The organism is Mesorhizobium sp. M6A.T.Ce.TU.002.03.1.1 (genome assembly GCF_003997275.1).
Classification (GTDB): domain Bacteria; phylum Pseudomonadota; class Alphaproteobacteria; order Rhizobiales; family Rhizobiaceae; genus Mesorhizobium; species Mesorhizobium mediterraneum.
Genome location: NZ_RZTI01000059.1, coordinates 23536 through 35292, shown reverse-complemented (window position 1 = coordinate 35292; position 11757 = coordinate 23536). Strand labels below are relative to the sequence as shown.

Annotated in this window: 15 protein-coding genes and 1 tRNA gene; 9 read left to right on the top strand and 7 right to left on the bottom strand. The window is 62.3% G+C overall.

All coding sequences use genetic code 11. The annotated features are described in order from the left end of the window. From EOC93_RS18395 to EOC93_RS18370, 5 genes are all read left to right on the top strand, one after another. Nucleotides 1–499, top strand: a 499-nt coding sequence (locus tag EOC93_RS18395; RefSeq protein ID WP_127205335.1) for an SDR family oxidoreductase, incomplete at its 5' end; no start/stop codon positions are given. 33 nt (nt 500–532) lie between these two features. After that, complete coding sequence (locus EOC93_RS18390; RefSeq protein ID WP_126105741.1) at nt 533–730, top strand: 4-oxalocrotonate tautomerase family protein; 198 nt, start codon at nt 533–535, stop codon at nt 728–730. A gap of 310 nt (nt 731–1040) precedes the next feature. Further along, nucleotides 1041–1640: a YdeI/OmpD-associated family protein gene (locus tag EOC93_RS18380; RefSeq protein ID WP_127205333.1), complete on the top strand. Its 600-nt coding sequence runs from the start codon at nt 1041–1043 to the stop codon at nt 1638–1640. 259 nt (nt 1641–1899) lie between these two features. Further along, the gene (locus EOC93_RS18375) at nt 1900–3105 is read left to right on the top strand and encodes an NAD-dependent formate dehydrogenase (protein ID WP_164759188.1); all 1206 of its coding nucleotides are present in this window, start codon (nt 1900–1902) and stop codon (nt 3103–3105) included. A gap of 242 nt (nt 3106–3347) precedes the next feature. Continuing rightward, nucleotides 3348–5444, top strand: a complete 2097-nt coding sequence (locus EOC93_RS18370) for an EAL domain-containing protein (protein ID WP_127205331.1) — start codon at nt 3348–3350, stop codon at nt 5442–5444. A gap of 175 nt (nt 5445–5619) precedes the next feature. Here EOC93_RS18370 and EOC93_RS18365 read toward each other — a convergent pair whose 3' ends face one another. The 4 genes from EOC93_RS18365 to EOC93_RS18350 form a co-directional block, all read right to left on the bottom strand. Further along, complete coding sequence (locus EOC93_RS18365; RefSeq protein ID WP_127205330.1) at nt 5620–5805, bottom strand: hypothetical protein; 186 nt, start codon at nt 5803–5805, stop codon at nt 5620–5622. A gap of 173 nt (nt 5806–5978) precedes the next feature. Further along, the gene (locus tag EOC93_RS18360) at nt 5979–6188 is read right to left on the bottom strand and encodes a hypothetical protein (RefSeq protein ID WP_127205329.1); all 210 of its coding nucleotides are present in this window, start codon (nt 6186–6188) and stop codon (nt 5979–5981) included. Nucleotides 6189–6344: 156 nt separating this feature from the next. After that, nucleotides 6345–6527, bottom strand: coding sequence for a DUF3606 domain-containing protein (locus tag EOC93_RS18355; protein WP_095482704.1), 183 nt, complete (start codon nt 6525–6527; stop codon nt 6345–6347). Between the two features lie 166 nt (nt 6528–6693). Next, a tRNA-Gln gene (locus EOC93_RS18350) sits at nt 6694–6767 on the bottom strand. Between the two features lie 126 nt (nt 6768–6893). On the opposite strand from EOC93_RS18350, the gene EOC93_RS18345 reads away from it, so the two are divergent. Then, entirely contained in the window at nt 6894–7280 is a 387-nt protein-coding gene (locus EOC93_RS18345) for an ester cyclase (protein WP_095482703.1), read from the top strand. A gap of 51 nt (nt 7281–7331) precedes the next feature. Here EOC93_RS18345 and EOC93_RS18340 read toward each other — a convergent pair whose 3' ends face one another. Both EOC93_RS18340 and EOC93_RS18335 read right to left on the bottom strand, forming a co-directional pair. After that, nucleotides 7332–7862 carry a hypothetical protein gene (locus EOC93_RS18340; RefSeq protein ID WP_127205328.1) on the bottom strand — a complete coding sequence of 177 codons (531 nt, stop codon included), beginning with the start codon at nt 7860–7862 and terminating at the stop codon, nt 7332–7334. Between the two features lie 715 nt (nt 7863–8577). Beyond that, nucleotides 8578–9138 (bottom strand): alpha/beta hydrolase, encoded by a 561-nt coding sequence (locus EOC93_RS18335; protein WP_127205327.1) that lies wholly within the window; start codon nt 9136–9138, stop codon nt 8578–8580. A gap of 110 nt (nt 9139–9248) precedes the next feature. Between EOC93_RS18335 and EOC93_RS18330 the strand changes: the two genes are divergently transcribed. Then, nucleotides 9249–9722: an Lrp/AsnC family transcriptional regulator gene (locus tag EOC93_RS18330; RefSeq protein ID WP_127205326.1), complete on the top strand. Its 474-nt coding sequence runs from the start codon at nt 9249–9251 to the stop codon at nt 9720–9722. 86 nt (nt 9723–9808) lie between these two features. Here the strand turns inward: EOC93_RS18330 and EOC93_RS18325 are convergent, their stop codons facing one another. Further along, complete coding sequence (locus EOC93_RS18325; RefSeq protein WP_095482700.1) at nt 9809–10279, bottom strand: Lrp/AsnC family transcriptional regulator; 471 nt, start codon at nt 10277–10279, stop codon at nt 9809–9811. Between the two features lie 160 nt (nt 10280–10439). On the opposite strand from EOC93_RS18325, the gene EOC93_RS18320 reads away from it, so the two are divergent. Beyond that, a complete protein-coding gene (locus EOC93_RS18320) occupies nt 10440–11189 on the top strand; it encodes a tryptophan 2,3-dioxygenase family protein (protein ID WP_127205325.1) in 750 nt (249 codons plus the stop codon). Between the two features lie 130 nt (nt 11190–11319). Then, nucleotides 11320–11754, top strand: a complete 435-nt coding sequence (locus tag EOC93_RS18315; protein ID WP_127205324.1) for a DoxX family protein — start codon at nt 11320–11322, stop codon at nt 11752–11754. Nucleotides 11755–11757: the final 3 nt, after the last annotated feature.

Sequence of the window (11757 nt, the reverse complement as noted above, 5' to 3'; positions counted from 1 at the left end):
CTTCGGCGGGCTCGACGTGCTGGTCAACAATGCCGGGATCATGAAACTTGCGCCGCTCGCTGGGATGGACGACGCGGATTTCGACCGGCAGATCGCGGTGAACCTCGGCGGCGTGTTTCGCGGCATGCGCGAAGGCGCCAGGCGGCTTCGCGACGGCGGCCGCATCATCAGCTTCTCGTCCAGCGTCGTCGGGCTCTACCAGCCGAGCTACGGCGTCTATGCCGCGACCAAGGCCGGCGTCGAGGCGATGACGCATGTGCTGGCTAAGGAGCTTGGGACGCGCGGCATCACCGTCAATGTCGTGGCGCCGGGGCCGGTGGCGACCGAGCTGTTCCTCGACGGCAAGTCCGAGGCGCTGGTCGAGACGATCACCAAGATGATCCCGCTCGGTCGGCTCGGCCAGCCCGCCGACATCGCCGGCGTCGTGTCGTTCCTCGCCGGTCCGGACGGCGGCTGGGTCAACGGCCAGGTGCTGCGCGCCAATGGCGGCACAGTCTGATTTTTTCCGCAACAACCACAGGGAATTGACATCATGCCGTTTGCAAACTTCAAGGTGCCGGAGCGCGCTCTGTCCGCCGGGCAGAAGGAGGACCTCGTCCACAAGACCACAGCCCTTTTCGTCGAGATGTTCGGCGAAGGCGTGCGCCCCTACACGATGGTGCTGATCGAGGAGGTCGCCGATGGCGGCTACGGCCGCGCCGACGAGGTGTTCACGATTCCCGGGGATTAGGGGCGGCGGTATCTTGAGCCGTCGGTGACACTGCCGATCTTCCCCCCTTGTGGGGGAGATGCCCGGCAGGGCAGAGGGGGGGCGCGACGGATCGCCAGCGTCTCGTTTCCTGAATTAACATGGGGCAGTTGCAAAGGGTTGAAGGTCGGCGGGACAGCGCCCCCCTCTGTCCTGCCGGACATCTCCCCCACAAGGGGGGAGATTGGCAGCTTCGCTGTCTCGCCAGCCTTGCAACAGTGGCTCCGTTGCTGCTTCATCAGATGAAGGCAAGGAAGAAACCGATGACCACCGCAAAAAGGCCAACCCTCTGATGGCGCCCATCGAGGTCGATCCTGCCAAGGTGCGCGAGTTCAGCGATGCCGAAAGCTTCTACACCTGGCTCGGCAACCACCACGACACCGAGACAGAAGTCTGGATCAAGATCCACAAGGTCGGTTCGGGGCTGCCTTCGATCACGCCGAAGGAGGCCATCGATGTCGTTCTGTGCTTGGGCTGGATCGATGCCGTGCGCAAGGGGCTCGACGAGAAGAGCTACCTGCAGCGCTACACGCCGCGCGGCAGGAAGAGCACCTGGAGCCAGATCAACGTCGACAACGTCGCCCGGCTGATCGAGGACGGCCGGATGACAGAGCATGGGCTGAAACAGGTCGAGGCAGCGAAGGCCGACGGGCGCTGGGCGCGCGCCTATGGAAGCGGCAAGGACATGAAAATCCCCGACGATCTTCAGGCTGCAATAGACGCCGAGCCCAAGGCCAAGGCGATGCTGGCAACGCTCAGCGCGCAGAACCGTTTCGCGCTCGCCTTCCGCATCCACAACATGAAGACCGAAGCCGGGCGCAAGAAGAAGATCGCGGCGTTTGTCGAAATGCTGAAGCGCGGCGAAACAATCTACCCGCAAGGGAAGAAATGAGGGTTTGTGGCCAGCCGTCGCGGCAGTCGTTGCGGATCGTCAACGGGCGTACGCTCAAGTCCGACGATGAACGCGGCACTGTTGCCTGCCGCTGGCCTTGAAACAGCGTCCGGCTCCTCCATCTAGTTCGCAATAGCGCGCAACTTTCCGAGGAAGCGCCAGGAGTTGCTGGCCTCCGACAAACCAGAGCGGCCGCCCGTTTGGCGGGCAGCCTTAACAATCGAGCGTCTTCCTCGTTGTCTGACGAAGGGAGATCAAAATGGCAAAGGTCGTTTGCGTCCTCTATGACGATCCCGTCGACGGTTACCCGTCAAATTATGCGCGGGATGGGCTGCCGAAGCTCGACCGCTATCCCGGCGGCCAAACGCTTCCCACGCCGAAGGCCATCGACTTCGAACCGGGCGTCCTGCTCGGCAGCGTGTCGGGCGAGCTCGGCCTGAGGCCATTTCTCGAAAGCGCCGGGCACAGCCTGGTCGTGACCTCGGACAAGGACGGTTCCGACAGCGTGTTCGAACGCGAGCTCGGTGATGCCGAAATCGTCATCTCGCAGCCATTCTGGCCGGCGTATCTGACCAAAGAGCGAATAGCCAAGGCAAACCAGCTGAAGCTTGCGATCACCGCCGGCATCGGATCAGACCATGTCGATCTGCAGGCCGCGATGGACCGCGGCATCACCGTCGCCGAGGTGACCTACTGCAACTCGATCAGCGTGTCCGAGCATGTGGTGATGATGATCCTGGCGCTGGTGCGAAACTATATCCCGTCCTACCAGTGGGTCATCAAGGGCGGCTGGAACATCGCCGACTGTGTGGCGCGCTCCTACGATGTCGAGGGGATGCAGATCGGAACCGTCGGCGCCGGCCGGATCGGCAGCGCGGTGCTGCGCCGGCTGCGGCCGTTCGACGTCAAGCTGCACTACACCGACCGCCACCGCCTGCCCGAGGCGGTCGAGAAGGACCTTGGCGTCACCTTCCACCCGGACGCCGCAGCCATGGTCGGCATCTGCGACGTGGTGACGATCAATGCTCCCCTGCATCCGGAGACGGAGAACCTGTTTGATGAGGCGATGATCGCCAGGATGAAACGCGGCGCCTATCTGGTGAACACCGCGCGCGGCAAGATCTGCAATCGCGACGCCGTTGCGCGGGCGCTGGAGAGCGGCCAGCTCGCGGGCTATGCCGGCGATGTCTGGTTCCCGCAGCCGGCCCCCAAGGACCATCCGTGGCGATCGATGCCGCATCACGGCATGACGCCGCATATTTCGGGATCGTCGCTCTCGGCCCAGGCGCGCTATGCCGCGGGCACGCGCGAAATCCTGGAATGCTGGTTCGAAAGCCGGCCGATCCGCGAGGACTACCTGATCGTCGATGGCGGCAAGCTGGCCGGTGCCGGGGCGCATTCCTATAGCGCGGGCGACGCCACAAGCGGTTCGGAAGAGGCGGCGCGCTTCAAGGCCAAGGTGTGAGCCAACAGGGCCTGATCCAGGCGGGATCAGGTCTCCGCAGGGGTCGAATGCGGCAGTTCGCGGGTATCGTGTAGGCGATGGGCCGGATGGCCTTCGCACCCCTCGTGCATCGACCGGCGGGCCAAAGAAACTGCCAGCCGTGATGTCTCCGATAGGCCCCTACGCCCGCTCTTTGCACAGTAACGGTTTCTTCTCTGATTTCGCTGCACATTGGCCGCGACGGAGCGGGCGAAGTCCAGGGCATGGCCGACAGGAAGAATCGCAACGGAGAGTTCTGGGAGCTGGCGCTCGAACGCGCGCATCTTGGCGTCTGGGACTGGGATCTCGCGAGCGGCGACTGTTTCTACTCGGCAATGTGGTCGCAGATGCTTGGCTATGGCGAGGGTGAGCTTGCCAAGACAAGCGATCTCTGGCTGCAGCTGACGCATCCCGACGATCGCGAGCGGGCGGTGGCCAGCGGCGAACGCCACATTGCCGGCCTGACCGATTCCATCGAGACCGAACTCAGGCTGAAGCACAAATCCGGTCATTGGGTATGGGTGCTCGATCGTGGCGGGGTGGTCGAACGCGATGCCGAAGGCCGGCCGGTCCGGCTGATGGGCGTCCAGACCGACATCACCAAGCAGAAGCAAGCGGAAGCAGAGCTTGAACAGGTGAATGTGCGCTTTCGGCTGGCATTGGCCGCCAGCGGCACCGGCATCTGGCATCACGACCTCGCCGCACGCAAAAGCTACTGGGACGAGCGCACCAGGGAAATCTTCGGGCTTGTCGCCGACACCGACGAGGTGTCGAGCGACCTCTGGCACAGCTATCTGCATCCGGAGGACAGGGACTACGCCGAGCGGGCGCATAAGGTGCCGTTGCAAACCCAGAAGGTCGTCGCCGTGCAATACCGCATCATCAAGCGGGACGGCGAGGTCCGACATATCGAATCGCTGATACGGTTCATCGCCGACGCCCAGTCGTCGGGCCAGATCCTGGGCACGGTGCGCGACATCACCGAGGCGAAGCAACGCGAGCAGGAGCTTGCCCACGCGGCCGATCACGATGCACTGACCGGCCTTTTGAATCGCGCCGCATTCGACCGGCTGCTGGCCGAGCATATCGCAACGGCGCGCCCGCTCGCGGTCTTCTACGTCGATCTCGACTACTTCAAGGCGCTGAACGACTTCGCCGGCCACGCCGCCGGCGACCTCGCGCTGAAGAGCGTCGCCGAGGGCATTCTGGGCTGCCTGCCACGGTCGGTGCACGCCGCGCGCCTCGGCGGCGACGAGTTCGCGCTGATGGTGCCTGATTGCGACGCAGCCCAAGCCGAGCGTATCGCCGGCGCGGTTCTCGCGGCGGTTCGCGACGCCGACCTCGGCTCGACGGCGGCGTCGCGCAAGCTCGCGGCCAGCATCGGCATCGCCTTTGTCGCCGATGCGAATACCGCGGTGGCCGACGCGCTCGCCTGCGCCGACGACGCCTGCTATGCGGCCAAAGCTGCCGGGCGCAATCGCTTCGCGGTGTTCTCCCCTGAGACAACATCCGGTTCCGGCGGCCTCAATGCGGCACGGCTGGCGGCCGACACCGTCGATGCCATGGAGGACGGAAGACTGAAACTGTTCGGCCAGGAAATCCATCGGCTCGGAAAACCCTGGGATGAGAACCGCCATGTCGAGGTCCTTGCGCGGCTCGTCGGGCGCAACGGGCGGCTGATTCCACCGGACGAGTTCATCCCGGCGGCGGAGCGGTTCGGCATCGCCTCGCGGCTCGACCGCTGGATCATCAGGACGGCGCTCTCGCTTCATGGTCCGGCGCTGAAGTCAGGAGCGCTGACGCTCGGCTTCAACCTGTCGGCGCAGACGCTGAGCGACCCGCAGCTTTGGGATTTCGTCGACGCCGTCATCGATGAGACCGGGGCGCCGCATTCCGGCATCGGCTTCGAGATCACGGAGACCGCCGCGGTCACCAATTTCACTGCTGCCGAACAGTTCGTCCGCAAGGCGCGCGAGCGGCGCTGCCGCGTCAGCCTCGACGATTTCGGGGCGGGCATGAGCTCGTTCGAATATCTCCGGCGCTTTCCCGTCGATGCGATCAAGATCGACGGGTCCTTCATCGAGCATATTGCGGAGAGCCGCTTCGACCGCGAAATCGTCTCGGCCATATCGGGCATCGCCAAAAGCCTCGGCTGCTCCGTGGTGGCGGAGAAGATCGAAGAGCAGGACGCGCTCGACATCCTCAGGGATATGGGCGTTGCCTTCGGCCAGGGATTTCTGCTGCACCGGCCGGAGCCGCTGCAAGCGATCGTGGCACGAGCGAGCGCGCAAGCGGTTTTGCCGGTGGGACGGCAAGCGTAGCTAGGCTGATGGGCAGGCCGTTCAGGTTGCCGGAACAGGTTTAGCTGTCCGGCAGCGTTCAAGAAGACGCAGCCGATCCGTTCTCTTCAATGCCGGGCGTGTTCGTCGTGGCGCTTGAGGAGCGGCTGCGCCTCCCTGGCCGATGCCTTGTCGGCCACTACACCGCCTCGTGGGGCTAATTCTTCCGCTTGGCGGTGGACGGCATCGTCGTGCTCACCCAGTCCTGGGCCTCGCGCATGATCTTCAGCGCTTCATCCCGCGTCAGGCCGCACTTGCGGGCAAAATAGGTCGCCTCATAGGCTTCCGCCGAAGAGACCGCGGAAATGCTGGACGGTTCCAGTTTTGACTTCTTCTTGGCCATGCCGGCTCGCCGACTGTGAATCGATTAGTCAGCTAATATAGCACCTTTGTTTGTCAAGGCAAAATCCCGGGCAAACGGCGAGCGGGCAGGCGGGCGAGATCTCCCTGCCGTGCCAATACGTCATCCGCAGCCAAAGGCAGCGTTCCACGGGGAGGGAGTTGCCGGCGCAACCATCAGGACGCGCGGCTCTGCCGGACATAGATGGCGTCTGTCTCGGAGGCTGTCTCGTTCAAGAGGCGGCAAAGCGAAGCGGCCTCGTCGTGACGCAGGCCGATCAGCGCAAGCGCCGAAAACTGGGCCGGCAGATCGAGCCTGGCGTCCCACACCATCCATCGGCCGTTTGGCTCCATGACACATTCAAAGCGCAATGCACGGTCCGACATCCGATCTCCCAACGATTCCCCGTTGGGTGGTATCGCGTCAAAGTAAACGAGTTATTGAAACCTGGCGTTGAATCCGGTCGATAGCGCCGGCAGGCCGGAAACAAGCGGCATGGTCAAGCCGCGGTGATGATCCAGGTCGACGCCGCCGGGTGCAGATCAGGCATTGCGGCTCGCCATATGCGCATCGAGCTTCTTCCTCGAAGGCCCGTACCGTTTGATGATCGTCGCGGCCTCGCTCGGCGGTATGCCGTATTTCTTGGCAAAGGCGGCGACTTCGTAAGGCTGCTCGCTGGAAGCCAGCTTGCGATCCTGCTTGGTCTTGGATTTGTCGTCGGCCATGTCGTCCTCCGTCACATGTGGTCTTTATAGGGCTCCTTGGTCCGACCGACCATCCTTGCCGTTGGGAAAAGGACGGCACGCCGGCCTCGTCCTGGCATTGTTGGCGCGTTGCAGCGATCTGATCGGATCAAGACTGATCGGCTGCCCGGCACGGGCGGTCCGATGCTGGTTCCCGCTCATGGGCTCGAACCACGATTCACGCCTTCAAAGGGCGCTGTCCTACCATTAGACGAAGCGGGAATAGAGGAAGTGGACGCTGTCTAGCACTTTCTCATCCGCGCATGAAGCCGCTTCATGCAGTCATCTGCTTGAGCATGTGAGACACTGCCTTTTCAGCAGGGCCTTGTAGAGATAGGAGCAATCGCCGTGATTAAAACCGACCTCCGCGACGTCTACCGAGACTACATCGCCTGCCTGAATAAGCAGGACTGGCCGAAGCTGGGACAGTTCGTCGATGATGAGGTGATCCACAACGGCCGGCGGCTCGGCTTGTCAGGTTATCGCGAAATGCTGGAGAGAGACTTTGATGAAATTCCGGACCTTTATTTCAATGTCCAGATGCTGATTTCCGATCCGCCTTATATAGCGAGCCGACTAGGCTTCGACTGCACGCCGAAAGGAACGTTCCTTGGTCTCCCTGTAGGTGGGAGGAGAGTTTCCTTCGCCGAGAACGTGATCTATGAACTTCGCGACGAAAAGATCGTACAAGTATGGTCTGTCATAGACAAGGCGGCCATCGAAGCTCAGCTTTAGCGCGAGAGTTTATCGCGTGTATAGTCTCAAGTCAGTCTTAACCTTGCTGGATTAATGGCCCTGAGCCCAGACGCGGGTTATCGCGAACAGCCACGCCAAAAGTTCCAGCAACAATAGAAACAGGGCAAGCTGTAGCGACATGCGCAGGCGTTGAATGATCCGCCAATTGTTGGCCATGTCGGTTTTAATGCGGAGCGCAAGCGCGCGGTGCATCACATCCATGGATACGGAAGGGTTTTGATCGACAAAGTCCTGGAGCAACTTCTCTGGATCGAAGCGGAACGTATAGGCGTAGTAGGGCCACAACATGATGACGACCAGCAGCCCGATCAGAAAAAGCAGCGCCAGCGCCAGCCAGTCCCACGGCCCGAGCCCATCCAAGAGAGCTCTGCCGCCGAGGAGAGAACTCACGAACGCGGTTGCAAAGATCAGATTGCCAGCGCGCGTATTGAGGCTCTCCACCACGTTCTGCTGGTGTTGGAGCCCACGCACCGCCTCCGCATAAACAAAGGCCAGACGAGGGTCAGGTGCCGCAGCGGGCTGGGAATGGCTTTCTCCCGCTGATGAAGGATGCTCGGGCATGAGTGCCGTCCCGCGTTCCGATATGAACAACGATATGAACAATGGCAGCTGCCTGTCTACCGCCTATCAAGTCTACCGGGTGTCAAGTCTATCGCCTGTCAGGACCGCCGGCCTTGACGCCTGAACACTCTGCCCCAGATTACCCGGCGGAGTTTCAGATATGCGATACGACTGGCAGGGGCCGCCCAGATTCCTGGAACGGCATTTCGGCATTGTTATTGCAATTGGCCTGGTCGCAGGGCTGTCGGTCCTGGCCGCGCTGGGCTACACGCCTTAAAGCCTCGGATTCGGCGCCCAAATCCCTAATGTAAGCGAAAAGTAACGGTGCGACGCAACCAGACGGGCGCCGCGTGCATTTCAATGCATGACGACGATGTTTCGCCCCGATATCCCGGCAAAATGCTGCGCATATTGCGGCGGGCGCGACCATGGCTACGAGGACTGCCCGAAGCGGAAAGCTGACGCCGAACAGCAGAGAGTGATGCGCGCCGCCGCACCCAGCGGACAGAGCGCTTCAGCATCGTCGCCTTGCGCGAATCATCGTTCATACGCGTCTGCTAGCCCGGGCCTTGCGCACCTAGAGCAATTCCAGGAAAAGTGTGAAGCGGTTTTGCGTCCGGAATTGCGCAAAAACAAAGAGATAGAGCGGTTCGGCGTTTCCGTGAAACGATGAACCGGCTGCGGTCTTAAGAGGTGGTCCGCCGGATCGCTCGCCTTAGCGAAGCAAGCCTTGGCCGCCTCGTTCCGTCTGTTCCACGAAGGCCCGTAGCAGTTCCATTCCTGTTGGCCATTCGCCGAGGCCACTGTCGCCATTGATGTGGCCGAACGGTCCGGCGACATGCAGCTCGCTGCCCCATTGGCCGGCTTTGGCCCTGACAGAGTCCAGCGAGCCATAGGGATCGTTGGTGCTGGCAACGACCAGCGAGGGAAAGCGAAGCCGTTGCTGCGGGCTACCGGCAAAGCGGTGCGCGACAGAGGGAAAGGCTGACGCCGCCGGATCTGGAACCGCGACCAGGAATGCACCGCTGACGTCGCGGCCCGAGATGCGCTGCCAGTGCGCGACCAGCAGGCAGCCGAGGCTGTGAGCGACGAGCACGGGCGGTGTCTTGGCCTCGGACACCGCAGTCTCCAAGGCAGCGACCCAGTCGTCGAAATCGGGCAGGTCCCAGCTCGCCGGCGTGAACCGCCGCATGGCCGGGTTCACCCGCTGCCAGCGGGTCTGCCAATGGGCCTCGCCCGACCCGCCAATGCCCGGCACGATGATGAAGTCAGTCATGGGAATCCTTGTTTCTCCTGGATGCTCGCCGGATTCTAGGTCTTTCCCTGGCCGGTGGAATGAGAGATCATCGGAAAACAGCGGCGAATTCCGATGGATTGAAGGTTTCCATGCAGAACGGCATTTATCGTCCAAAACTTGATCCCACCGATGTGGCGATCATCGAAGCCCTGCAGGAGGACGGCCGGATCGGCATTTCGGAGCTCGGCCGGCGCGTCGGCCTGTCCCAGCCTGCCACCTCGGAACGGGTCAAGCGGCTGGAGGAGCGCGGCATCGTCGCCGGCTACAAAGCGGTGATCGATCCGGCGGCGCTGGGGCTCGGCACCATGGCCGTCATCCGCCTGCGCACCACGCATGAGCACATCCAGGCCTGCCTGAAGAAATTCGCGCAATTGCCTGAGGTGATCGAAGTGCTGCGGGTGACCGGCGAGGATTGCTTTCTCCTGAAAGTCGTCGTCCCGTCGCCGCCCGACCTTGAAAGCATCGTCGATGCTATCGGCCGCTATGGCGCGGTGACGACAAATGTGGTGCTGCGCGCCGAGCAACCGAAACGGCTGGGGCGGGAGCTGATGATGAGGCCGTGACCGAAGCGCTGCCATCCGACAGAGTTCCGAAAAAGGAGTGCTGGAAGGATTTCATTAGGGCAGGCGGCCTCCGCGCTGTCGAGCGTCTATCGCTTCTGCGTATGCCCAACGGCATTGGCGAAAGAAATGCCACCCTTGATCTCGCGCATGGCCATCGAGGTGATCGTCCGCCGCACGCCGGGCAGGCGGCTGAGCTCGACGCGCAGCATCCTGTCCAGCGCCATCATGTCGACCGTCACGATCTGCAGGAGATAGTCGGCTTCGCCTGTCGTGGCGTGGCAGCGCCGGATCAGCGGATGTGCCTGGACTGCGGCCTCGAAGGCTTCGGAAAGCTCGAAATCGATCGACACCTGAATGAAGGCTTCTATGCCGAAGCCGAGCTTGGCCGGGTCGATCCGCGTCGAGTAACCGCGGATGATGCCGGCGTCCTCCAGCGCCTTGACCCGCTTCCAGCACGGCGTCTTGCTTAAGCCGACCTCGTCGGCAAGCGCCGCGAAGGAGATTCGCGCGTCGCGTTCCAGTGCCGCGACGATCTTCCGGTCGAGGGCATCCAGCACAAATCGTTCTCCAAAATCGCTTCATTAACGGACGTTCGTCCTTCATTTTCTGCATTTGGATAACAAAAAGGAACAATGTTCAAGCCAAAAGCGCTTATCCTTCAAGCTCGGACCGAACAGATGCCCTGAGCCCTATGGGCCGGGCAAAGGAGCAGCTGCCATGCACAAGCCGGACTACTATGCCCGCATCGAAGCGCCTGAAATGCGCGATTACGGCGTCTACCTCAGGTGCGACAAGCTTCTCGCCTGCCAGAAGCCGCTGGCCGAGATGGTCAATGCCGACGAGCTGCAGTTCCAGATCGTGCACCAGGTCGAGGAGCTGTGGATGAAGCTCATCACCTACACGCTGGTCGATGTCGTCGACTTCCTCGAGCAACAGAACACGCATCGCATCGTCACGCTGATGGGGCGCGTGCATCGGCTGATGCGCATGATGACGGCGCAGCTCGACCTGCTCGAAACCATGTCGCCCAAGGAATACCAAGAGATCCGGCTGCAGCTCGGCAATGGCAGCGGCCAGGAATCGCCGGGCTTCAAACTCCTGCTGCGCATGCCGCCGGATCTGTGGCGGGCCTTCAAGGCGTCCTATCTCGATGGTCGCGGGCTCTCGGTCGAGGATGTCTACGATGCGAGATACGATCACGGCGACAGCTATGTCGTCGCCGAAGCGCTGATCGAATTCGACGAGCTGTTCCAAAAGTTCCGCGCCAACCATCTCTATCTCATCCACCGCTCGATCGGGCTGGGCGCGAAATCGCTGAAGGGCCGGCCGGTCGAACTGCTTGAGGCCGGCGCCCGCCACCGCTTCTTCCCGGAGCTGTGGGATGTCCGCTGCGAGATGACCGACCGCTGGGGCAGCCAGTACGGCACAGTGCGGGATTCGATCAGCCACCACCACGCGGCCGAGTAGATCCAGGAACCCAGTCTTGCGGCGGCCTGGCCACTTGTGCTGTCCCAGCCAGGTTCTCAGGGGACGATGTCGGGTTTGCGGCTGGTGTATCGTCCTTGGGGCGAAACCCGTCGCAACCCTGGAGGACATCATGTCGTTGGAAACCGCTCAATCACCCGTTCAATCACCGTGGCAAACCACCGCAATCCTCATCGGCCGGCTGATCTTCGCGGCCGTCTTCCTCATGGCGGTGACTTTCAAATTCACCGACATGGGCGGCACAGCGGGCTATATCGCCGCTGCCGGATTTCCGTTCCCGCTGTTTCTGGCCTGGTGCGCGGCCCTGCTCGAAGTCGTCCTCGTGCTGTGCTTCCTGACCGGTGCCTTCTTTTCACAGGCCGCTCTTGTCGCCGCCGCCTATGTGCTGTTCCTCGCCTTTGCCTTCCACGGGCCGTCGCACTGGGCCGGCAACCAGGCCGAGTTCGGCTTCTTCGTCGACCATTTCACCTTCGTGGCCGGACTGCTGTTTGCCGCCGTGCATGGGCCTGGCGGCGTGCTGACCTGGAAGCCTGGATCGGCGAGCTGATCG